General features: G+C 63.7%; 22 protein-coding genes. 8 read left to right on the forward strand and 14 right to left on the reverse strand.

All coding sequences use genetic code 11. The annotated features are described in order from the left end of the window. Window positions 1-70: 70 nt before the first annotated feature. A complete protein-coding gene (locus QM596_RS13990) occupies window positions 71-838 on the forward strand; it encodes an 8-oxoguanine DNA glycosylase OGG fold protein (RefSeq protein ID WP_003942311.1) in 768 nt (255 codons plus the stop codon). Between the two features lie 35 nt (window positions 839-873). On the opposite strand, the gene QM596_RS13995 is transcribed toward QM596_RS13990, so the two are convergent. The 7 genes from QM596_RS13995 to QM596_RS14025 all read right to left on the reverse strand — a co-directional run bounded on the left by QM596_RS13995 (window position 874) and on the right by QM596_RS14025 (window position 9,190). Next, window positions 874-1,521 (reverse strand): maleylpyruvate isomerase family mycothiol-dependent enzyme, encoded by a 648-nt coding sequence (locus QM596_RS13995; RefSeq protein ID WP_283309218.1) that lies wholly within the window; start codon window positions 1,519-1,521, stop codon window positions 874-876. After that, entirely contained in the window at window positions 1,466-2,215 is a 750-nt protein-coding gene (locus tag QM596_RS14000; RefSeq protein WP_283309334.1) for a sirohydrochlorin chelatase, read from the reverse strand. Before QM596_RS14000 ends, QM596_RS13995 begins: the two co-directional genes overlap by 56 nt. Next, complete coding sequence (locus QM596_RS14005; RefSeq protein ID WP_283309219.1) at window positions 2,202-3,362, reverse strand: uroporphyrinogen-III synthase; 1,161 nt, start codon at window positions 3,360-3,362, stop codon at window positions 2,202-2,204. Before QM596_RS14005 ends, QM596_RS14000 begins: the two co-directional genes overlap by 14 nt. Next, window positions 3,359-3,772, reverse strand: coding sequence for a nitrite reductase small subunit NirD (gene nirD, locus QM596_RS14010; protein WP_019747813.1), 414 nt, complete (start codon window positions 3,770-3,772; stop codon window positions 3,359-3,361). The genes QM596_RS14005 and nirD overlap by 4 nt, the downstream gene beginning before the upstream one ends. Before the next feature lie 90 nt (window positions 3,773-3,862). After that, window positions 3,863-6,364, reverse strand: a complete 2,502-nt coding sequence (nirB, locus tag QM596_RS14015; protein WP_283309220.1) for a nitrite reductase large subunit NirB — start codon at window positions 6,362-6,364, stop codon at window positions 3,863-3,865. 49 nt (window positions 6,365-6,413) lie between these two features. Next, a complete protein-coding gene (locus QM596_RS14020; protein ID WP_283309335.1) occupies window positions 6,414-7,814 on the reverse strand; it encodes an MFS transporter in 1,401 nt (466 codons plus the stop codon). A gap of 113 nt (window positions 7,815-7,927) precedes the next feature. Beyond that, complete coding sequence (locus QM596_RS14025; protein ID WP_172933458.1) at window positions 7,928-9,190, reverse strand: CynX/NimT family MFS transporter; 1,263 nt, start codon at window positions 9,188-9,190, stop codon at window positions 7,928-7,930. Window positions 9,191-9,283: 93 nt separating this feature from the next. On the opposite strand from QM596_RS14025, the gene QM596_RS14030 reads away from it, so the two are divergent. Beyond that, on the forward strand, window positions 9,284-9,964 hold the full coding sequence (locus QM596_RS14030; protein ID WP_020907120.1) for a FadR/GntR family transcriptional regulator: 681 nt from the start codon (window positions 9,284-9,286) through the stop codon (window positions 9,962-9,964). Here the strand turns inward: QM596_RS14030 and QM596_RS14035 are convergent. Genes QM596_RS14035 through QM596_RS14045 form a run of 3 tightly spaced genes read right to left on the reverse strand, consistent with a single transcriptional unit; the run spans window position 9,961 to window position 13,142 of the window. Then, window positions 9,961-10,815: a TIGR02569 family protein gene (locus QM596_RS14035; RefSeq protein WP_007731227.1), complete on the reverse strand. Its 855-nt coding sequence runs from the start codon at window positions 10,813-10,815 to the stop codon at window positions 9,961-9,963. The two genes, QM596_RS14030 and QM596_RS14035, sit on opposite strands and share 4 nt — an antisense overlap. Before the next feature lie 45 nt (window positions 10,816-10,860). Next, on the reverse strand, window positions 10,861-12,048 hold the full coding sequence (gene moeZ / locus QM596_RS14040; protein ID WP_283309221.1) for an adenylyltransferase/sulfurtransferase MoeZ: 1,188 nt from the start codon (window positions 12,046-12,048) through the stop codon (window positions 10,861-10,863). A 47-nt stretch (window positions 12,049-12,095) separates the two neighbouring features. After that, window positions 12,096-13,142, reverse strand: coding sequence for a DUF3152 domain-containing protein (locus QM596_RS14045; protein ID WP_153212496.1), 1,047 nt, complete (start codon window positions 13,140-13,142; stop codon window positions 12,096-12,098). 329 nt (window positions 13,143-13,471) lie between these two features. Here QM596_RS14045 and fasR point away from each other — a divergent pair, with 329 nt between their 5' ends. Further along, window positions 13,472-14,143 (forward strand): HTH-type transcriptional activator FasR, encoded by a 672-nt coding sequence (gene fasR, locus QM596_RS14050; RefSeq protein ID WP_003942309.1) that lies wholly within the window; start codon window positions 13,472-13,474, stop codon window positions 14,141-14,143. A 69-nt stretch (window positions 14,144-14,212) separates the two neighbouring features. On the opposite strand, the gene QM596_RS14055 is transcribed toward fasR, so the two are convergent. After that, window positions 14,213-14,443 carry a DUF3107 domain-containing protein gene (locus tag QM596_RS14055; RefSeq protein WP_003942312.1) on the reverse strand — a complete coding sequence of 77 codons (231 nt, stop codon included), beginning with the start codon at window positions 14,441-14,443 and terminating at the stop codon, window positions 14,213-14,215. A 107-nt stretch (window positions 14,444-14,550) separates the two neighbouring features. Further along, window positions 14,551-15,246: a ferritin-like fold-containing protein gene (locus QM596_RS14060; RefSeq protein ID WP_029255047.1), complete on the reverse strand. Its 696-nt coding sequence runs from the start codon at window positions 15,244-15,246 to the stop codon at window positions 14,551-14,553. Between the two features lie 400 nt (window positions 15,247-15,646). Between QM596_RS14060 and QM596_RS14065 the strand changes: the two genes are divergently transcribed. Together QM596_RS14065 and QM596_RS14070 are read left to right on the forward strand one after the other, a co-directional pair. Beyond that, window positions 15,647-17,251, forward strand: a complete 1,605-nt coding sequence (locus tag QM596_RS14065; protein WP_030244557.1) for a DEAD/DEAH box helicase — start codon at window positions 15,647-15,649, stop codon at window positions 17,249-17,251. 9 nt (window positions 17,252-17,260) lie between these two features. Next, window positions 17,261-18,463 carry an Rv3212 family protein gene (locus QM596_RS14070; protein ID WP_042951421.1) on the forward strand — a complete coding sequence of 401 codons (1,203 nt, stop codon included), beginning with the start codon at window positions 17,261-17,263 and terminating at the stop codon, window positions 18,461-18,463. A 15-nt stretch (window positions 18,464-18,478) separates the two neighbouring features. Here QM596_RS14070 and QM596_RS14075 read toward each other — a convergent pair whose 3' ends face one another. Then, a complete protein-coding gene (locus tag QM596_RS14075) occupies window positions 18,479-19,276 on the reverse strand; it encodes a ParA family protein (RefSeq protein WP_003940948.1) in 798 nt (265 codons plus the stop codon). Window positions 19,277-19,347: 71 nt separating this feature from the next. Here QM596_RS14075 and QM596_RS14080 point away from each other — a divergent pair, with 71 nt between their 5' ends. Beyond that, window positions 19,348-19,971 (forward strand): acid phosphatase, encoded by a 624-nt coding sequence (locus QM596_RS14080; protein WP_019747801.1) that lies wholly within the window; start codon window positions 19,348-19,350, stop codon window positions 19,969-19,971. A 17-nt stretch (window positions 19,972-19,988) separates the two neighbouring features. Then, window positions 19,989-20,468: a GNAT family N-acetyltransferase gene (locus QM596_RS14085; protein ID WP_003940724.1), complete on the forward strand. Its 480-nt coding sequence runs from the start codon at window positions 19,989-19,991 to the stop codon at window positions 20,466-20,468. 26 nt (window positions 20,469-20,494) lie between these two features. Here QM596_RS14085 and QM596_RS14090 read toward each other — a convergent pair whose 3' ends face one another. Further along, window positions 20,495-20,965, reverse strand: a complete 471-nt coding sequence (locus tag QM596_RS14090; protein WP_019747799.1) for a membrane protein — start codon at window positions 20,963-20,965, stop codon at window positions 20,495-20,497. Window positions 20,966-21,006: 41 nt separating this feature from the next. Between QM596_RS14090 and QM596_RS14095 the strand changes: the two genes are divergently transcribed. Continuing rightward, entirely contained in the window at window positions 21,007-21,963 is a 957-nt protein-coding gene (locus QM596_RS14095) for a diacylglycerol/lipid kinase family protein (protein ID WP_019747798.1), read from the forward strand. Window positions 21,964-22,179 lie beyond the last annotated feature (216 nt).

A 22,179-nucleotide genomic window follows, 5' to 3' on the forward strand; every position in this document is an offset into this window, starting at 1 on the left:
TGTCCGGTTCCATCTCGGTGACCTGCGCGTCGGACGAATTCCTGTCGGCGACTCGTGGGATCATCGCGCCATGAATCGTGTCGACGAAGGATTCGAACCGCCGGACGCATTGGTCGAGTGGTGCCGCTCCCGCACCTTTCCACTGCACGTCCTCGACGACGAAGCGACCGTCGACCTGGATTGGTGGAACGCGCACCTGAAGGACGCCGGCCACACCATCAGCCTGCGCGGGCGTGACCTCGACGGCAAAGTGATCACCGAAGGCCGAGCCATCGTTCAACGCAACGACCTTCGCCCGTCGAGCGACCTCGTTGTCGCCCAGCACGACGGCCTCGGACTGCTCTTTCTCTGCGCGGCCTGGCAGGGCTCGCACGAAAGCAGACGGTTCACGCGGCGGTTCCCCAACGTCTTCAATCCGCATCACCGCGAAGACGAGGATCCGCTGACCCAGATCACAGCCATTCTCGATCACTGTTCGAAAAACAAGTCGATGCCGGTCGTGCGACGCGACACCTGGTCCGGGTGGCCACTCACCCCCGGCGTGGGGGTATCACTCATGGCCGCTTTCATGTGGGCGGTGGGCGTACAGGACGAAGGCCGACGCGCTCAGATGATCGATCAGTACGGCGTCTCGACACTCATCCACGAGGGCTGGCTCGAGGATCCTTCCGTCACGGGCTTCACGACGCGTCGCTACCGCCGGTACTGCGAACTGCTCGACAGTTGGGCCTATGCCGCCGGCACCCAACCCGAGATCGTCGAGATGTGGTTGGTGAAACGGTGGAGTGCGCGGTTGGCCCAAGCACGCAACGACGTCAGCGCCCCCACCCTGTTCTAACTCTCAGAAAGGCCGTGTCTCAGAAAGGCCGTGTCTCAGAAAGGCCAGGCAGGGAGGGTCGGCAGTCCCGCTCTCGTCGGCCTCCCGACCAACCAGGCCAAGGTTTCCGCATCCGACAGCGAAGGAACACGTACACCCGGGACCGCTGTCTCCAGTGCGCCCAACTGACGGGCGAGAGTGAATTCCACGAACTCGGCAGGCCAGTCGTGGCAGGTGTAGCCGATGTCGAGGTCCATCAGGTGAATCTCGATCTCGTTCCAGCGCAGAATCGGCAGATCGAATGCCGTCACAGGTTTGCGCCACGGCACCGGCGTGTCCAGTCGATCTGCCTGGATCTCGCACAACGCGTCGACCAGTCTCGTTCCCGAGAAGCGGTAGTCGAGAGCCAACAACTCAGCCGGGCGATCTGCACCTTCCTCGATTGCAGCATTGCGCGCGTCCGGTCCCCCGGGATACATCTCCCCCGATTCGCCGCCCTGCACTCCGGCAACAAATCTGCCCAGCGCGTCGGCGTTGCGCGACATGTGCGTCACGACGTGTCCCCGACTCCACCCGGGGAGCCCGGAGGGCTCCCGCGCCTGCTCTTCGGTCAGTCCGCCGATGAGAGCCTGTGCCTTGACGTCGGATTCACGAACTGCGGCGACCAGGTCGGCATACGTCGGCGTTACGGAGTGAGACGTCATGCAGCGATACTAGTTCCCTTCGCGCACTCTCATACCGATTCACGACAAGGTCCACCACTCCCGGATCGACGCCGAGCGGTTCGGTCACACCATCGGCTCCTGCAGCGTGCAATCCTTCGTGAAACAGTCCGTGTGCGAGGAGGTACGAGGCAACGAACACTCGCTTCGCGCCGCGAACGCGTGCTGCTGCAACAACATCGGCTACCTTCGGTTGCCCGGTCGCGATGTATCCGATGTCCACCCGGATCCCCGCCGCTTCGGCGAGCATCAGCGCGGCACGCTCGACGTCTCGCAGCGCCCGCGCATCGGAGGACCCAGCGGCAGCAAGCACTATCGCGTCGCCTGGACTCCACCCCGCTTCGGTCAAGCGTCGGAGCAGCACGCGCGCAAGCGCCGGATCGGGTCCGAGTGCGGGCGTCACAGTCACAGCCGAGTGCTCACTGATCGCCACTTCGCGTCGAACATCGGTGTGAACGTGGTAGCCGGACGCCAGGAAGGCCGGTACGAGAATCGCTCGCCCCGGAGTGTCCCGGAGGACTTCAGAAGGTGACGGACCAAGCACGTCGACAAAGGCAACGCGCGTGCGTCCGACACGCGTGCCGACGGCTTCGGCAAGGGCGGCAACCATTTCCACGCCACGTGGGCTACGCGTGCCGTGAGCTACCAGTACGAGTACATCGTCATCGCGTTGCATAGTCACCTGGATTCTGTACGTAGCCGCCGGGGTCGAGGGCAAGTCGATAGCCCCGCTTGACCACGGTCTGAACGGCTTTGGGCGCACCGAGGCACGCGCGCAATCGGGCGACGGCGGTCTCGACGGCATGGGTGTCGCCGCCGCCTCCGGGAAGAGATGCCAGAAGTTCATCGCGGGAGACGACTCGGCCGGGGCTGGCACCGAGAGTGCGGATCAACGACATCGCAGCCGGCGGCAATTGCTTCACTTCACCGTCCACGACGACGCAACCGCCGCGGATGCTGATTTCGTGTTCACCGGCTTGAATCTTGTTGGCTCGCTGCGGGAGTTCGTCGACGATGTGTCGCGCGAGCGCCCCGAGACGTGCCCGCGCCGGGGCTGTGGTCGGTACATTCAAGGCTTCGAGCGGCGCCGAGGTGACCGGGCCGACGCACATTGCCGCCACCGGACCCCGCATCGCGTCGAGAATGTCGCCGAGATCCCCGGTCTTGTCGGCGCGCATCAACATCGACGCAACGGCCGGTGCACTGGTGAAGCTGACGGCGTCGATTCCAGCTGAAGCGATGGCGTCGATCATCCGGTCGAGCAGCGTCGGATCCTCCGGCGGTTCCCATCGATAGACAGGGACCGCGATGACCTCGGCGCCCGCGTCGCGCAGCACCTGACAGAAATCGGGAATCGGCTCCCATTCGGTAGTGGCGCCGTGCAGTTGAACGGCGATTCGTTTTCCCGAGACACCTTCTGCAAGAAGATGTTCGAGCACTTCGGCGGAAGACTCGGATGCCGGAGACCATTCTTCACGAAGGTCGGCCGCGCGGATTGCCCCTTTGGCCTTGGGTCCGCGCGCGAGCAGACGAGCCGAGCCCAACGCGGATCCGAGATTTTCCGCCTCACCCCACCCGTCGGCTGCTTCCAGCCAACCCCGGAATCCGATCCCGGTGGTGGCGACAACCACCTCGGGAGGATCCGAGATGATCTGCTGTGTCACCCTTTCGAGCTCGCGGTCGTCGGCGAGAGGGATGATCCGAATCGCCGGAGCGTGAACGACGTCCGCTCCCCGACGAGTCAGCAACGTCGCGAATTCCTCGGCGCGGCGTGAAGCGGTGATACCTACCGTGAATCCAGCCAGCGGCATGTCGTCACTCACGAGACTGCATCGGCGACAGTCGAGCGAACGCCTTGCATCTGAAGGCTGTGTACCTGAACGACGCCGGCCCACACGCGAACTCCGTATACCGGCAGCGCGACCGCGGAGTCGTCCAGCGCTCGGCCGTCGACCAGCGAGAACGCCTGCTTGAGCAGCGGCGAGACCACGATCGGTTCACCGTCCCGGTCGCCGACGAGTCCGCGTGACATCACCGCGGCGCGGCCGTACGGATCGAAGTTGCTGACAGCCCGGAGTGTGCCGTCCTCTAGCAGGAACAGCGCCACCTGCTCGCCGCCGCGAAGAAGCACGGCGACCCCGCGTCCAGGGATCAGATGGCTCAGCGGGCAGGCCGACGTCCATTCGAGTCGATCCGAATCCAGCTTGGCGATCTGCGCATCGATGACACTCATCGAAGTCCTCCTGTCGATCCGGCGACAACGTCGCGCGGGTTCTTGTCTACGTTTCTACGGACCCCGTGTTTCCCACGGGTTACGCGACTATTACCGGCGCGTAGGGATGCTCGGCATACCCATCAGGACTGGAACCTTGCGCACTCCGGTCTCGTCGAACACAACCGTCGGGTCGGCTTCTTCCGGTGCGTTGACGAACGAGACGAACCTCGACAGCTTCTCCGGATCACCCAGCACACCAGCCCATTCGTCCTGGTAGCCCTCGACGTGCTTGGCCATCAGAGCCTCGAGTTCTTCGCCGATTCCCAGGCTGTCTTCACAAATAACGGCCTTGAGGTGATCGAGTCCGCCTTCGAGTGATTCGACCCACGGCGCCGTGCGCTGGAGGCGATCGGCGGTGCGGATGTAGAACATGAGGTAGCGGTCGATGTACTTGACCAAGGTTGCGTCGTCGAGGCCTCCGGCAAGCAGTTGAGCGTGTTTGGGCGACTGTCCGCCGTTGCCGCCCACATACAGATTCCAACCGTTCTCCGTCGCGATGACGCCGACGTCCTTGCCACGCGCTTCGGCGCATTCACGAGCACATCCCGAGACGCCGAACTTGATCTTGTGCGGCGAACGCAGGCCGCGGTAGCGGTTCTCGAGGTCGACGGCCATTCCTACCGAGTCCTGAACGCCGTAGCGGCACCAGCTCGAACCGACGCAGCTCTTGACCGTCCGCAGGGACTTGCCGTACGCCTGACCCGATTCCATCCCGGCGTCGACGAGACGCTTCCAGATCGCGGGCAACTGTTCGACACGAGCCCCGAACAAGTCGATGCGCTGACCGCCGGTCACCTTCGTGTACAAGCCGAAGTCACGCGCCACCTCACCGATGACGATGAGCTGCTCACCCGTGACCTCGCCGCCAGGCATACGAGGTACCACGGAGTACGTACCGTTCTTCTGGATGTTCGCGAGGAAGTGATCGTTGGTGTCCTGCAACGACGCCTGCTGGCGGTGCAGGATGTGATCGGAGTCCGTCGATGCCAGAATCGAAGCGACTACGGGCTTGCAGATGTCGCAACCGGCGCCCTTGCCGTACTTGGCGATCAGCGCCGAGAAGGTTCTGGTCTGCGTCGACTGCACGATCTGGAACAACTCGGCCCGCGATTGCGCAAAATGCTCGCACAGTGCCTTCGACATCACGACGCCGGAATCGGCCAGCAGCTGCTTCACAGTGGGAAGGCAACCGCCACAGGTGGTTCCGGCGCTGGTGCACGCCTTCACCGAAGCAATGTCGCATGCGCCGGCCGCGATTGCGCCGCAGATGGCTCCCTTGGTCACCGCGTTGCACGAGCACACCTCGGCATCGTCGGGCAGCGAGCCTGCACCCGGCTTCTCCCCCGCAGGCGAGATCAATGTCGCCGGGTCACCGGGTAGTTCGCGACCGACCAGCGGGCGCAGTGACGCGTAGGCCGACGCGTCACCGACAAGAATGCCGCCGAGCAGGATCTTCGCGTCATCGGAGACCACGAGCTTCGCGTACGTCCCCTTGGACGCGTCGCTGAGGACAACTTCGAGAGCTCCCGGTGAGGTCGCCATCGCGTCACCGAAACTGGCGACGTCGACGCCCATGAGCTTGAGCTTGGTGGACATGTCGGCGCCCGGGAAATCCGCGGCGCCGCCGAGCAGACGATCGGCCACGATCTCGGCCGTCGTGTAGCCGGGAGCAACCAGACCGTAGCAACGGCCTTCCACCGCAGCACATTCTCCGACGGCATAGATGTTCTCGTCCGAAGTCACGCAGCCGAGGTCGGTCAGGATGCCGCCGCGCTCCCCCACTGCGATGCCGGCGTCGCGGGCCAGCTGATCACGCGGACGAACTCCGGCGGAGAAGACGAGCAGCGACGCGTCGATGGTGGAGCCGTCGGATAGTTCGACCACAATTCCGTTGTCGGCCTGCGAGATTCCCGCCGTCCCGACTCCGGTGTGAACGGTGAGACCGAGTTCGGTGACGAGGCGAGCGAGTAGTGCGCCGCCGCCCTCGTCGACCTGCATCGGCATCAATCGCGCATTGTGTTCGACGACGTGTGCCGTCATTCCCATGAGCGAGAGAGCATTTGCGGCCTCGAGTCCGAGAAGACCGCCGCCCACCACGATGCCGACAGCGCCAGGACCCGCCTTCTCGGCGGCGGCCCGGATACCGTCGAGGTCGTCGAGGGTGCGGTAGACAAAACATCCGTCGCCGTCGTGCCCCGGTACGGGAGGCACGAACGGATACGAACCGGTCGCCATCACCAGAGCGTCGTAGGAGATCGTCTCGCCGGTTGTCGTCGTGACCGTGCGTGCATCTTTGTCGATCGAGAGCGCGCCTTCCCCCACTCGGAGATCGACCAGGCTGTCGCCGACGTAATCGTTACCGGCCAGTGCCAATTCCTTGGGGTCCCACGCTCCGACGTACGAGGACAGCCCGACTCGGTCGTACGCTGCGTACCGCTCGTCGCAGAGTACGGTCACCGACCAGTTGTTCGCTTCGTCGCGCGAACGCAGTGCCTCGACGAATCGGTGTCCGACCATTCCGTGTCCGATGACAACAACCGACTTGCTCATGACGCCTACTTCCTGAGGTACGAGATAGTTCTGAGATTCCGCGGACCGCTCACGCCATGACTGCGACTTTCGCCTCGTCGACGTCTGTGGTCAGCGTCGACGGCTTGCGCAGGAAGACGAACCAGGTGACTGCGATGCAGGCGATGTAGAAGGCCAGGAACACCCAGAAGGCCATGGTCGCCGACTTCGCGGGGCTGCTGTACGACGCGCGCAGCACCAGGTTGATGCCGACGCCGCCCAAACCGCCTACCGCACCGGCAAATCCGATGAGAGCACCGGAGATACTGCGCGACCACGTTGCCTTCTCGCTTCGATCCATGTGGTCGAAGCTCTGAGCCTTCGCCTCGAAGATCGCCGGGATCATCTTGTAAACGGATCCGTTTCCGATGCCGGAGAGCAGGAACAGGGCGATGAATCCGAGAACGAAGGTCACCATGATTCCGGCGCTGGCGACGCCCGCGGTGTTGTCGTCCATCGTTCCGGCCGTCACGAGAATCGATGCTGCGAATGCCATGGCGACAAACGTCCACATGGTGATCTTGCCGCCGCCGATCCGGTCGGCCAGTTTGCCGCCGAGGGGGCGAGCGATCGAACCGAGGAGAGGACCGATGAAGGCGATCTGTGCTGCATGCAGCGCGGCCGCGGCCGGAGTGGCACCGCCGGCGAGGAAGTTGATCTGCAGAACCTGACCGAAGGCGAAGCTGAATCCGATGAAGGAACCGAACGTACCGATGTACAGGAAGCTGATCACCCACGACTCGGAGAACTTGAGTGCCTTGGCCATCGAGCGCAGGTCCGACTTCTGGTTGCCCAGGTTGTCCATGAACAGCGCGGCACCGACGGCAGCGGCGGCAATGAACACGAGATAGACAGCGCACACGATCCACGGAGCACGGTTACCGACGGTGGCGATCACCAGCAGACCGATCAGCTGGATCATCGGTACACCGATGTTGCCGCCGCCGGCATTGAGACCGAGCGCCCACCCCTTGAGGCGTTGCGGGTAGAAGGCATTGATGTTGGTCATCGACGACGCGAAGTTGCCGCCGCCGATACCTGCAGTGGCCGCTACCAACATGAACGTGGTGTACGACGCACCCGGGTTCATCATCAGGTAGAGCGTGAGAAGTGTTGGTACGAAGAGGAACAGCGCACTCATGACGGTCCAGTTACGACCGCCGAACCGTGCGGTGGCAACCGTGTATGGAATGCGGAGGACCGACCCGACAAGTGTGGGCACTGCGACGAGGAAGAACTTTCCGGCCGCGTCGATGCCGTAGATATCCGTCGGCATGAACAACACCATCACGGACCAGATCGACCAGATCGAGAAGCCGACGTGTTCGGCTACCACTGACCAGATCAGGTTCCGCTTCGCGATGTCCTTGCCGCCGGATTCCCAGGCGTCGACGTCCTCTGCATCCCAATGCTCGATGTAATGACTCACCAGGGCCTCCTGAATATGTTGGAGACCCAAAGGTAGAAAACGGTTATTGCGCCGGTGCTGCGTGCGATGACCGCGAAGTCAATTGATCCTCACCCGGTAACAAGACCGGGTGTGAGCTAGTTTTTCGCAGGTGCGTGCCAGGAATCCTCGAGCATCCGAGGCTTGCATGCCTGGTAGGCGCCCAGGAGCACCACGATCACCGCGACGACGAGCAGGCCGAACGGCGCAGCGTATCCACCGGACACGTCGTGGAAAACGCCGAACAGGAGCGGACCGAGGCAGGCAACGGAGTAGCCGATGCCCTGGGTGAAGCCGGACAGTGCCGAGGAACCGATGTGCGAACGAGTACGCAGGTTGATCAGCGTGAGCGACATCGGGAACGTGCTCGGACCGAGGCCCAGGACGACAACCCACACGATCGGCGCCGCCATCGGGGCAAAGTACAGCCCGCCCATGCCGACCAGGTAGCAGATGGCACACGCGATCACGACAGGGAAGGGATTGGCCATGCGGGCGCACAGGGTCGGCGCACCGAACGCCGCGACGAGCCCGATCACCGAGAACATTCCGACCATCGTTCCGCCGAACGCATCACTGGCTCCGGCGTCACGAAGGATCGAGGGAATCCACGTGAACATCGAATACGTGATCAGTGAGGTCATGCCGAACATGCCGGCCATCCCCCAGGCCACGGGAGAACGCCAGACCTGACCGCGTGGCTGTTCTGCCACTGCCGCAACCGAATCCGATGCATTCTCGACGGACCCGGCTTCGTTCGCGCGAGCTTTGCGCGAGCGAGCGAGGGTGATCAACCACGGCACTGCTGCGGCGAAGCCGAAGGCGGACCACCAGCCGATCGAGAACCGCCACCCGAAGGCGTCGGCGACCGGGACTGCGACAAACGCCGGAACGATGGTGCCGATCTGCACGGCCACGATGTAGACCGAACTCATGGTGGCGAGGCGATCCGAGAAGTACCGCTTGACCAACGGCGGGATCACGACATTGCCGATTCCCATGCCTGCCAGTGCCAAAGCCGAGAGGGCCAGCAACGACCATGTCTGAGACATCATGGCGCGCAACAGCATTCCGACGCCGGCCATGAGCATCGCGACGAGGGCCGTTCGCTCGAGCCCGATACGTTTCGCGATGGCGGGAGTGATGAGACCGAAGATGGCGAACATTGCGGTCGGAACCATGCCGAAGACACCGACGATCGAGGCGGAGAAGCCGATCTCGTCGCGAATCTCGGCCGCCAAGGGCGAGAACGAGGTCACCGCAAGTCGAAGTACGAGCGCAGACATCGCAATCGCTGCGAAGACGAGCACACGGCCTTGTATCAACGAGCGGGTTTCGGTTCTCTCCAGTTGAGCAGTCACCGGCAAATCATAGGATGACCGGACGAACTCGCACAAGCGCGGTAATCTAACGTCACATTCACACCACTTACCCGGACCCGAGGAAACAACCACGTGCAACCCGTTCGACGCGCAAGTCTCATCTCGCAGGTCACCGAACAACTCCGCAACGAGATCCGGAGCGGGACCTGGCCGATCGGTTCCAAAATCCCCACCGAACCGGAACTGTCGGAGCTGACCGGGACCGGTCGCAATACCGTGCGCGAGGCGGTCCAGGCGCTTGTTCACGCCGGAATGCTGGAACGTCGTCAGGGATCGGGTACCTACGTCGTTGCTGTCTCCGACCTCGGTGGCACTCTCGGCAACTACTTTGCCGGTGCCCACCAACGGGACGTACTCGAACTTCGGCGCGCACTCGACATCACCGCGGCCACCCTCGCCGCCGCACGGCGAACCGAAGACGACATCGCCGAACTGACGCGACTACTCGAGCTTCGCACCGCGTCATGGGAGGGTCAGGACATCGACGCTGCCACCACCGCTGACGTCGCCCTGCACCGAGCAATCGTCGCGGCCAGCCACAACGAGGTCTACCTGGAGTTCTACGACTCCCTGCTCCCGGTCATCGAGACCACGATCCAACAGCACATCGATGCAACCGGCGAAGGATTCCACTCGCAGCACGCGAACCTCGTCAACGCTGTCGTCGACGGGAACACCGTGGCCGCCTCGAACGCCGCACGCGAGCTGTTCGAGGGCCTGGTCTCGGACTTCGGTACCGGCGCCCCGATCTAGAGCAGCAAGCGCACGATGTCGGAAGTACGGGCCAACCCCGGGAACGCGTCCGCCGTCGAGCGGGGATGCAGAACATGAACTGCCAAGCGGAACATCACCGCACGTAGAAGCATCTGCGGCCACTCGGGAAGGTCTTCCCACCGGCCGACCAGTGCCTCGTCGGCACCGCCCCACGAGATCGCGTCGACCACAGCGACGGCAGCGGCCCACGCAGCCGGTCGCCAATACGGCGTGATGTCGGTGATTCCGGGGGCCATACTGCCCGAGAACAGCACCGTCCCGAACAGATCGCCGTGCACGAGCTGGTCCGGGCTCTGCACCGGCTTCCGCAAAGTAGCGAGCCCGGCAATCAGTTCCAGACTTTTGCGACCGTCAGGAGTGGGCGTCTCGAGTTGCTCGACGCCCTTCGCGATCCTCAGCGGAACCGTTTCCCATGCCGCGCGATCAGCGGCGACGAATACGTCGACCTCGGCCCACGGCGGCACCGGCGGTTGTGCAAGGAAGCGCGGGCGCTCGAGCGAGGCCGTCGCCGCATGCAGTCGGCAGGACATCGAGACCACTTCGTCGTGACGTGGTTCCGGCGATCCGACGATGAATGTGTCGGCGCGCCAGCCCGAGACGACGTAACGACCGTCAGTCGAACGCACCGGTCGAGCCAGCCGAACGCCGTCGACTTCGAGGTTCTCTCGCACCTTCGCCGACCACGCTGCGCGGGCATGATCCGCGACTGCTGAAAGGACGACGTCTCCACACAGCCACCCGCCGTCCCAATCCGCACCGAGTGGGATGGGATCGACTTCACGGAGGCCGAAGGTGGAGCACACGTGCTGGGGAGGTTGGCCTGTGCTCACACCCCAACGCTACCGGTGCGCGGCGCCGCCTCCCGCGAGGCGCGCCTAGTAGACCGGCAGACTCGCATCCACCTGGTTCGCCCAGGCGATCGCGCCGCCTTGAACATGAACTGCGTCGGAGAAACCGGCGTTCTTGAGAAAGGCCAGTGCCTCGGCCGAACGAATGCCGGTTTTGCAGTACAGAACTATCTGCTTGTTCTGCGGCAACGTCGCCAGAGCTTCACCGGAAAGGATGCGGTCCTTCGGGATCAGCACCGCCCCCGGCAGATGCATGATGTCCCATTCAACCGGTTCTCGTACGTCTACCAGCTCGATCGATCGTCCCTCGCCGATCATGGCCTCCAGCTCCGGCGCCGTGATCGTAGAACCGACAGCAGCAGCGCTCGCCTCTTCGGACACGACGCCGCAGAACGCGTCGTAGTCGATCAAGGCGGTGACCGGCACGCGGGTCGGATCACGCTGAAGGCGGATCGTCCGGAACGTCATCGCAAGAGCGTCGTAGATCATCAGGCGCCCGAGAAGCGGTTCGCCGATCCCCGTGATGAGCTTGACCGCCTCGGTCGCCATGATCGAACCGACGGTCGCAGGCAGGACTCCGAGAACACCGCCCTCGGCGCACGAGGGGACCATGCCGGGCGGCGGCGCCTCCGGGTAAAGATCGCGATAATTCAGTCCCGCGCCGTCCGGGGCGTCTTCCCAGAAGACCGAGACCTGCCCTTCGAAGCGGTAGATCGAGCCCCACACGTACGGCTTTCCGGCGATGACGGCGGCATCGTTGACGAGGTACCGCGTCGCGAAGTTGTCCGTACCGTCCAGGATCAGGTCGTACTCCGAGAACAGTTCGACGGCGTTGGAGTTGTCCAGGCGGAATTCGTGCAACCGGACGTCGACGTGCTCGTTTATCTCGAGAATCGACTCCTTCGCGCTGACCGACTTAGGGCGTCCGACGTCGGAGCGTCCGTGAATCACCTGACGCTGCAGGTTCGACATGTCGACCTCGTCGAACTCGACGATCCCGATGGTGCCCACTCCTGCGGCCGCGAGATAGAGCAGTGCAGGCGAACCCAATCCACCGGCGCCGATGAACAGGACTCGCGCATTCTTGAGCCGCTTCTGGCCGGTCATGCCCACGTTCGGGATGATCAGGTGCCGGCTGTATCTGGCAACTTCCTCCCGGCTCAACTCGGCTGCCGGCTCCACCAGTGGTGGCAATACGACGGGTGTTGCAGACACCGCGAAACACTCCTAGTTCAAGACGAGATCAGGGATTCTCGATCCGGTCACGCTCGAGGGTACGGCCACGGATTGAAGCGGCACGTGAGTCCGTTCATCGGAACGACGCCCTCGGGATCAAGCCTAGCGATGTCGTTGTTCGCGGTTCCGAAGGTCTGCTGCATCATGATCGGTGCGAGTCCACCTTCGGTCTCGCACGGCTGATGGGCGGCGTATCCGATGGCATGGCCGACCTCGTGATTGATCTGATACTGCCGATACGAACCAATGTCACCCTGGAACGAAATGGCGCCTCGCACCCAGCGCGGTTCGTTGAGCAGGACTCGGTCCATGCTCGGGTTGTAGCAGGATCCTTCGAGTTCGATCTCGTATCCGCAGCCTTCACGGATAGTCATCTGCGAGGTCAAGGAGATCCGGAAGTCCGGCTCGCCCGCGTCGACGCGCCGGAACGCGACCTTGGGGTCATTGGTCCAACTCTTCGGATTTGCCAGCGTCTGATCGACCATGCGTCCGTACGATTCGTCACCGCCGAAACCGGTCGTGTCGACGCCGTCCTCGATCTCGACCGTGTACGTGAACTCGCGTTCGGTTCCCTGTCCGACCTTGCCCGTCGTACCCGGTACGACGTGCCACGTTCCGCCGCCCGCGACGGTGAACGGACCACCGTCGGGGAGAGCGCCGGACGGTATCGACGACGCAAAGGTTCCGTCTCCGGCCGGCGGCGCACCGATGACGTCGGTTCCGTCGGTGCTGTGTGCGAGGTCGGCAGTGGCCGACGTCTTGCTCGCGGTGTCCGTGGCGTCCGGACGTACTGCGTCGACGATCACAAGGATGGTGAGCACCACGAGAACCGGAATCGCGTAGGCCCGCCAACCGTAGGTCGAGACGAAGCGCCCGAGCTTGCTCTGCTTTCGCGCTGCCCGGTCCGGCCGCGGATTACGCGGGGTTCGGCCCACTTCTCGTTTGGTCGGATCCCACTGGGCACGCAAGGGCTGATGGGAGGAAATGCCGCGATAGTCGCGTTCGCCGTAGGCACGATCATCCGGCACCTCTGGCCGACGTTCGTCGCGGGGCGCTCCAGTTCCGCTACGCATTCGACGTTCCTCACGTTCAGGGTTCTGCGTAGTTCGTCCACGCATGCGCGGTCCCCCTGGGTCAGTCACGTCGTCCAGAATCTCACACACGGCAAGTCGCTCGCCCGGGCTGACCGAAACATGCTGGTCCTGGCGTGTCATGGCAACCCGTCCTGTAACGAGAAAGACCGCTGGTCTCGCTCACCGAGGCACGCGCGACTCGCCCGGGCGACACACGGTATCGTTCATTCGGCTACGACCGGTGTGACGGAGGATACTGGCGGGTACGCACACGCGACTCGCGGATCCGCGCGCCGACCGAATTTACTTTTGCTCAGATTGGAAGCGACATGACAGAACTCGCGGATCGGACAGACTCCGATCGCGGTACAACGGCTGGCAAGCCTGCCGGAACACGTCGCAGCACCCGACTCCCCCGCGATGCGCGCCGCCTCCAGCTCCTCGCAGCTGCAAGTGAGGTATTCGTCGCGAACGGGTACCACTCGGCCGGCATGGACGAGATCGCCGAGTGTGCCGGTGTCAGCAAGCCAGTCCTGTACCAACACTTTCCAGGCAAGCTCGAACTGTATGTCGCAGTCCTGCAGAGTTATGTCGACAGCCTCATCTCGGGTGTACGCCAGGCCCTGCGATCGACGACGGACAACAAACAGCGTGTCCGCGCCGCAGTCCAGGCGTTCTTCGACTTCGTCGACAACGACTCGCAGGGCTTCCGCCTGGTGTTCGAGTCCGACATCATGGGCGAACCTCAGGTCCAGACACGCGTCGAACAAGCCACCGAAGCCTGCGTCGACGCCGTGTTCGACCTGGTCAGTCAGGATTCCGGACTCGATCCGTATCGCGCGCGCATTCTTGCCGTCGGTCTGGTCGGTGCCAGCCAGTTCACGGCGCGGTACTGGCTCGAAGCCGCGCGGCCGATCCCCAAGGAAGAGGCCGTGGAAATCACCGTGACACTGGCGTGGGGCGGTCTCTCACACGTGCCGCTGCAGGCCGAAACCAAGTAACCGGAACCCGAACGAGAATGGGCGGGCAGTCTCACGACTGCCCGCCCATTCTGCTGTTACAGCTACGCGTCAGACGGTAGGCGCGAATCCGACCTTGCGGATATCGGACGGACCGATCTCCACGTACGCCACACGAGAAGCCTGCACCAGGAACTTGCGGCCCTTGTCGTCGACGAGAGCCAGAACCGGCTCGCGGCCACCGAGGACAGCCGCGACCAGTGTCTCGACCTCGTCAGGGGTCTGTTCGCTGTTGACGATGAGCTCACGCGGGCTGTCGATTACACCGATCTTGACCTCCACGGTCAACCTCCGAACTGTTCGTGAATTACATCCGTTGTCGACGCAAGGCTAATGCAGCAGCGACCGCCCACGCTCCTCTGCACGCTGTGCCCAGAGCGAACAGGCACCTAGACGAGTCCGAGAATCGCCATCCGCTCGGCGTGCTTTGCCTGCATACCGTCGAACAACGCGACAACTCCGTTGAGGTCACCCGAGGCCGAGATCACCAGATCCGTGAGGTCCTCACGCTGCGCCAGCACGAACTGCGCCTGCGTGATTGCTTCACCCAGAAGACGGCGTCCCCACAACATCAGCCGGTCCTTGGCGCGGGTGCTGGCCTCCACTGCTGCCTTCACCTCGAGCACCACGAACTCCGAGTGGCCCGTCTGGGACAGCACGTCCTCGACGATCTCGGCGACATCCGCCGGGAGGGAGTGCCCGATCTCGCGGTAGAAATCGGCAGCGATTCCGTCGCCGACGTACGCCTTCACGAGCGATTCCAGCCACGTCGACGGTGTCGTCGACGCGTGATAGTTGTCGAGAGCACGAACGAACGGGTCCATGACGGCAAAGATCTCGTGGCCACGTTCCGTCAGCGCCGTTTCCAGAGTCTCGAAGTGGTCCATCTCGGCGGCGGCCATGCTGGCGAACGCCACCTTGCCTCGCAGGTCCGGTGCCATTTGTGCGTCCTCCGCCAACCGGTAGAACGCCGAAATCTCGCCGTAGGCAAGAACGGCAAACAAATCGATCACGCCGGGGTGATCGGAAGCGACTCGGCCTCCGGTTCCAGCGTCCGTCGAAGCATCAAGATCGTGTGCGCCCATGACTACGAACTGTAGTGCTTCGACGGCCGACGCGACCGCCAAGGACCGCATGTCCGATTCGGTGATCTTCGACATGTCATCGCGAGGGGCGGACAACGTGCAGCTACAATGGTCTTGGGAGTTCGCCAGTTCCCCCGGCTCTTGTGATTAGCCGGGACGGCTGCTTTAGGTCAGCCGACACGACTGTGCTCACGCGGACCCCACCGATAATGTGCGCGCACCTGCATCGACGGTTGTTGCCCGCTTCGCCGAGATCTCCGGACGGTTCGAATTCGTCCGAGTGGAATTCAGTGCTGAGGCGTAGGCATGACCGAAGAAAAAGAGGGCATCGACATCGGCCGATTTACGGCCTGGCCCCTTACCTTGTGCGTGCGTACCGCCACGAGGAAAGGCTAGTCCCCTGAGCAAGATCACTGTCGACCACGAAGACGAAGCAACCGAGAACACCGTTTCCGTCCAGCTCGACGACACCCATGTACCCCCGAGCTTCGCCGAACTCGGTGTCCGCGACGAAATCGTCCGCGCACTGAACGAGATCGGCATCGAGCGCACCTTCGCCATCCAGGAACTCACCCTTCCGTTGGCTCTCGCTGGTGACGACCTCATCGGTCAGGCCCGCACCGGAATGGGCAAGACCTTCGGTTTCGGCGTCCCGCTCCTGCATCGCATCGTCACCGCCGAGAACGGCACGGCTGTCCTCGACGGCACGCCTCGCGCTCTGATCATCGTTCCCACCCGCGAACTGTGCATCCAGGTCGCTCGCGACCTCGAGAACGCCAGCAAGTACCTCCGAGTCGGCGACCGAGGTCTCCAGGTTCTGCCCATCTACGGCGGTCGGCCGTACGAGGCGCAGATCTCGGCACTGCAGAAGGGCGTCGACGTTGTCGTCGGCACCCCGGGTCGCCTGCTCGACCTGGCCAACCAGTCGCACCTGATCCTGGGCAAAGTGGGCGTTCTCGTCCTCGACGAGGCCGACGAAATGCTCGACCTCGGATTCCTCCCCGACATCGAACGCCTCATGGGCATGGTCCCCGACAAGCGTCAGACGATGCTCTTCTCCGCCACGATGCCAGGCCCGATCATCACCCTGGCTCGCACCTTCCTGACGCAGCCGACGCACATTCGCGCCGAGGAAGCCGAATCCTCCGCAGTGCACGACCGCACGAGCCAGCACATCTACCGTGCGCACGCTCTCGACAAGGCCGAGATGGTCGCCCGTGTTCTGCAGGCCGAAGGCCGCGGCGCGACGATGATCTTCACCCGTACCAAGCGCACAGCCCAGAAAGTCGCCGACGATCTCGCCGAGCGCGGTTTCTCCGTCGGTGCCGTCCACGGTGACCTCGGACAGATTGCCCGCGAGAAGGCCCTGAAGGGCTTCCGCAACGGCAAGGTCGACGTGCTGGTCGCCACCGACGTCGCCGCACGCGGCATCGACATCGACGATGTCACCCACGTCATCAACTACCAGTGCCCCGAGGACGAGAAGACCTACGTCCACCGCATCGGTCGCACCGGCCGCGCCGGACGCACCGGTATCGCCGTCACGCTGGTCGACTGGGACGACATTCCTCGCTGGCAGCTCATCGACAAGGCACTGAGCCTCGGAATCCCCGATCCGGTCGAGACGTACTCGAGCTCGCCGCACCTCTACGAAGAGCTGTCGATTCCGGCTGACGCCAAGGGCACTGTTCGCAGGGCCAAGGCCGCCCCTGAGAAGGCTGCAACCGACAAGGCGGCAACGGACAAAGCAGACGCGCCGAAGACGGCCGACGCCGACGGCAACGAAGAGAAGGCCGCGCCTCGTCGCAACCGGACTCGCCGCCGTACCCGCGCCGGTGCTTCGACCGACGCCGCGACGTCCACCACCGCCGGCGCCACCACAGCTCCCCCTTCGGCACCGGCTGCAACCGCTACCGAGAACTCGGACGAAGACGGAGCGGCCAAGCCGCGTCGCCGTCGGCGTCGTCGCCCCGCGGCTTCCGCGACGGCAGGCGCCGCAGAGTAAGCTGCCGATGTGCTGGCTCCCGAAAGGCGTACTCGCTCAGATGTGATCGGTGCGCTGGCAATCGCGCTGGCCGTAATCGTGGCGGTGACCGTGGTGTGGTTGCGCAGTGATGCGCGCGGAACCACCTCGGTCACCGCCGAATCTCCACTCCCACCTCTGTCGACGTCGGTGTTGTTACCCGACATCCTGAAGCAGACGTGGGAATCTCCCAGTGCCGACTCGACGGCACCCATCACCGTCGGAAATGCCGTCGTCACCGCCGACGGTTCCGACGTGATCGGCCGCGACCCGGCAACAGGCGAAGAAGTGTGGCGATACGCGCGCAACATTCCCCTGTGCGGTGCGATCGGTTCGTGGGATCGCGTCGTCAGCGTCTATCAGGACAATCGCGGTTGCTCTCAGGTCACGTCACTGGTCGCCGACACCGGCGCCCGAAAGGACCAGCGCAACAGCGACGCCGATTCCGCGGTCACCTTGTCGGCGGACGGCACCTATCTGATCTCACGCGGCAGTGAGCGAATGGAACTGTGGCGCTCGGACCTCGTCCGAACTCTCGAGTACGGCAGGGTCGACGCGAAGGTCAATCCGAACAAGCAACCCCGCACCGGATGCACGCTGCTCGACGCTGCGTCGAGCGCCAACCGAGTCTCGGTACTCGAGCGTTGCCCGGGTGAAGCCTCCAACAGGTTGACGGTGATGAACCCCGCACCGAAGGACGCCCAGGAACCCGAAGAGTACGGATCCTCGATTCTCCTCGACTCCGAAGGCGCCCGCCTGCTTGCCGTGGCCGGCGAGAAGACGGCCGTCTACCTCCCTGCCGCCAACGGAACCGCTTCTCGCATCACCATTTTCGACGGAACCGGCAATCCGATCGTCGACTATCCGATCGAGGGAGCGGTGACCGAAGGGGCCCGCACCCACGCCGACAAAGCTTCGATCACCTGGTGGACCGGCTCGCAGACCGTCAACCTCCGCCTGAGCGATCTGGCTCCGACGTGGATAGTCAACGGAACGTCCGGGCCCGGAAGCATGGTCGCCGGTCAGATGCTCATCCCCGTTCCGGGCGGCATTGCAGCCGTCAGCCCGTCGGACGGAGCGGTGCAGCGCATGATCGCAGTCGACCGCGGTGAGACGACGACGCCGATCGTGCTCGCCAGTGCGGGCGAGACGATTCTGGAACAGCGCGGCGATACCTTGTTCGCGCTGCGCTAGAAGCTCTCGCCTTCCTCAGAGCGCCAGTTCCGGCGCGAAAGTCACGACTTCATTTCCAGCCCAATGCTTTACGAGATTGTCGGCGAGTTCTCGATAGGCATCCGCGCCCTTGTTCTTTCGCCCGGCAAGGACCGTCGCGCCGGAAGCAGAGGCCTCGGCGAACTTGACGGTCCGTGGAATCGGCGGCGCCAGAACGGCGAGGGAGTAGCGGTCACTGACGTCAGCGAGTACGTCGCGACTGTGCGTGGTTCGAGCGTCGTACAGAGTCGGAAGTGCGCCGAGCAGAACAAGATCCGGGTTGGTGATGGCTTGGACTTCACGAACCGTACGCAGCAGCTGTCCGACGCCGCGGTGTGCGAGGGTTTCGCATTGCAGTGGAACCAGAACCGACTGCGCCGCAGTCAATCCGTTGAGTGTGAGCACACCCAACGACGGTGGGCAGTCGATGATGATGACGTCGTAAGAACCCAGGAGCGGAGACAGCGCCCGCTTGAGCGCGAACTCTCGACCGGGTCGCATCAGGAGCAGCGCTTCGGCGCCCGCGAGATCGATGGTGGCCGGCAGGAGATCCATACCGTCGTCCGTTTTCAGCACGGCGTCGACCGCGTCGAGATCACCCGCCAGGACCTCGTTGACCGAACGCTCGAGGCGATCCGGGTTGTGTCCGAGCGAGAACGTCAGGCAGCCCTGCGGGTCGAGATCCACCACCAGAACTCGTTGTCCGAGCGCGGACAAAGCCGCACCGAGAGAAGCGACGGTAGTGGTTTTAGCCACGCCGCCCTTTTGATTCGCCACTGCGAGAACCGTCGTCACACGTAGATCCTTGCGCACTTCGCGCCAGGAGGCGAGCTACACACGCGAGGCAGCCTGCAATGATGGTCGACATGACCTCCCAGTCCGCCCCCTCTTCGATCCCCCTCGGTGCTCGCGTCGTACTCATGCGCCACGGTGAAACCGAGTGGGCACGCACCGGGAAACACACGGGCCGGACCGAGGTTCCGCTGACTCCGCTCGGCGAGATGCAGGCAACCGCGACCGGAAATCGCTTGCGAACCCTCGACCTCCGGAACCCCATGATTCTGACGAGTCCGCGGCTGCGCGCACAGTTGACGGGTGATCTCGCCGGCCTGCCGGAAGAGCGAACCTGGGATGCACTTTCCGAATGGGACTACGGCGACTACGAAGGCCTCACGACGCCCGAGATCCGCGCAACGGTGCCCGATTGGACCGTCTGGACACACCCGTGCCCCGGCGGCGAGCAGACCGATCAGATCCATGCCCGCACCGACATGGTGCTGTCGATGGTGCGTTCGCAGCTACCCGAGCGGGACGTGATCCTGATCGGGCACGGCCACTTCTCCCGCGCGCTCATCGCCCGCTGGCTCGAGCTCCCGGTCACCGAAGGAAAGCGTTTCGCGTTGTTCCCGGGCGCTTACACGGTTCTCGGTTACGAGCACGGCGCCAGCCACCTCGTCCATCACAACGTGCCGCCGCTCGTGGAGGCTTGAGGCTTAAGATTCTCCCCATGATCCGACGCGCCACGCCCGCAGACGTCCAGCCGATCACCGACATGATCTACGAGTTGGCGGACTACCAGAAGGCCCTCGACGAGTGCACCGTGAAGGCGGAACAGATCGGCGAGGCATTGTTCGGGCCGGCCGCGACGGCCTTCGCGCACGTCGCTGTGAATTCGGCTGACGACGTCGTCGGCATGGCGCTGTGGTTCCGCAATTTCTCCACGTGGGACGGCGCCCACGGCATCTACCTCGAAGACCTGTACGTAAAGCCCAGCCAGCGCGGATCAGGCCACGGAAAGGCTCTTCTGGCCGCGCTCGCCAAGGAGTGCACCGACAACGACTACACCCGGCTGTCCTGGTCGGTGCTCAACTGGAACACGCCCTCGATCAAGTTCTACGAGTCACTCGGTGCCGACGCGAAGACGGAGTGGACCACGTATCGCCTGACCGGCACCCACCTCGGAGCTCTTGCCGCCGAAGCTGAGTAGGACTGAAGCAGGGTAGGCGTTCCGTCCTACTTGTCCCGCGGCTCTTCGGTCTCGTCCGGGCGTCCCTCTTCCGGCGACACCTCGTCTGCGTACGCTCCGTACTCCGCTGCCATCCATCGAGACGTCGGAGCCGAGAACAGGCAGCCCAGAGCGCCGAGAACGACGACACCCAGAACGATGCCGAGCGGCACCTGATGCGAATCGGTCAGGAGCGACCAGGCGACCGGTAGGAGCAGCAACTGCGCGACGACGGCGATTGCCCGGCCCCACCGGCGGCCCGTCAGCAAAGCGATACCGGCTGCCAACACCGCGCCGCCGAGGATCGCGACCCAGGCGGCAAATCCGTATCCGTTGGTGACGCTCTGATCGTGGCCGGTCGCGCCGCGAATCACTGCGACGATCGCGAACCCGGCGGCAACCAGCCCTTGCAGCGTCACGAGGGCACCTGCCCATGTGACTGTCTTGGGCAGGGCGTTCGGACTGGCGGTATTCGGCACGAGGCCAGCCTAGAACACGACACCGGATAGGCTCATGCCCCGTGCGCGCACTGCTGATCGTCAACCCCAATGCCACCTCCACCACCGCTGCCGGTCGTGACCTGTTGGCACACGCCCTCGAGAGTCGGGTGCGACTTACTGTGGCGCACACCACACATCGGGGACACGCTGCCGAACTGGCGCGCGAAGCCCACGAAGACGGCTTCGGCTCGGTGATCGTCCACGGCGGCGACGGAACGGTCAACGAAGTGGTCAACGGACTGCTCGGGTCACCGCATCCCGCGTCGATGAAATCGGTTCCGGTCGGTCCGATCCCGACGATCGCTGTCGTCCCGGGAGGCTCGGCAAACGTTTTCGCGCGCTCACTCGGTATTGCCGCCGACCCGATCGACGCCACAAACCAACTCGTCGATCTACTCTCGGAACGAACGAGACGCCGAATCGGGCTCGCACACTGCGACAACCGTTGGTTCACGTTCAACGCCGGAATGGGCCTCGACGCCGATGTATGCGAAGCCGTCGACGCCAGCCGTAAGAACGGTGACGCCGCCACACCCGCCCGGTACGTCCGAACCGCAATCGCGGCGTTCTTCCGTGCCAAGCGAGCCGAGCCCGCCCTGACAGTCCACCTCCCCGATCAGGATCCCGTCTCCGGAGTCCACTACGCGTTCGTGTCGAACTCGAGCCCGTGGACATATCTGGAAGAGCGTCCCGTACACACCAATCCGGGAACGACCTTCGACAGTGGACTCGGCATCTTCGCTATGACGAGCACCAAAGTCCTACCGTCTCTGCGGGTTGTGCGACAGCTCCTCGCACGCGGCGCAGAACCGAAATCGAAGGTCCTTCTACGCACCGACGACGTCCCGACAATCACCATCGAATCGTCGCGACCGATCGGACTGCAGATGGACGGCGACTACATCGGACTTCGCGAAAAAGTCGAATTCACCTCGGTCCCGGATGCACTGGAAGTGTTCGCACCGATTCCGACGTGAGTCAGGCAACACGTTTGACCTGCAAAAACTCTGGTGCCGAATAGTCGAAATCGGGTAAAATGCCGGTGACGCCCAGGTGGCCGTCAGGTGTGTCACAAATTAGTGAGTTGGCCCACGAACCCGTTCAAACCTATTGACATACCGCGAGTTCGTGAAAGCATTCACAAGTAACAGTGCGGAAACATTGATGACGCACACACAAACTCATTGGTACCA

This window comes from Rhodococcus sp. IEGM 1406, assembly GCF_030056745.1.
Lineage (GTDB): Bacteria > Actinomycetota > Actinomycetes > Mycobacteriales > Mycobacteriaceae > Rhodococcus_F > Rhodococcus_F erythropolis.

What these genes read in the sequence shown, in the direction of transcription:
- QM596_RS13990 (WP_003942311.1), top strand. Translation starts at nt 71, where the DNA reads ATGAATCGTGTCGACGAAGGATTCGAACCGCCGGACGCATTGGTCGAG.
- QM596_RS13995 (WP_283309218.1), bottom strand. Translation starts at nt 1,521, where the DNA reads ATGACGTCTCACTCCGTAACGCCGACGTATGCCGACCTGGTCGCCGCA.
- QM596_RS14000 (WP_283309334.1), bottom strand. Translation starts at nt 2,215, where the DNA reads ATGCAACGCGATGACGATGTACTCGTACTGGTAGCTCACGGCACGCGT.
- nirD (WP_019747813.1), bottom strand. Translation starts at nt 3,772, where the DNA reads ATGAGTGTCATCGATGCGCAGATCGCCAAGCTGGATTCGGATCGACTC.
- nirB (WP_283309220.1), bottom strand. Translation starts at nt 6,364, where the DNA reads ATGAGCAAGTCGGTTGTTGTCATCGGACACGGAATGGTCGGACACCGA.
- QM596_RS14045 (WP_153212496.1), bottom strand. Translation starts at nt 13,142, where the DNA reads ATGCGTAGCGGAACTGGAGCGCCCCGCGACGAACGTCGGCCAGAGGTG.
- fasR (WP_003942309.1), top strand. Translation starts at nt 13,472, where the DNA reads ATGACAGAACTCGCGGATCGGACAGACTCCGATCGCGGTACAACGGCT.
- QM596_RS14060 (WP_029255047.1), bottom strand. Translation starts at nt 15,246, where the DNA reads ATGGGCGCACACGATCTTGATGCTTCGACGGACGCTGGAACCGGAGGC.
- QM596_RS14080 (WP_019747801.1), top strand. Translation starts at nt 19,348, where the DNA reads ATGACCTCCCAGTCCGCCCCCTCTTCGATCCCCCTCGGTGCTCGCGTC.
- QM596_RS14085 (WP_003940724.1), top strand. Translation starts at nt 19,989, where the DNA reads ATGATCCGACGCGCCACGCCCGCAGACGTCCAGCCGATCACCGACATG.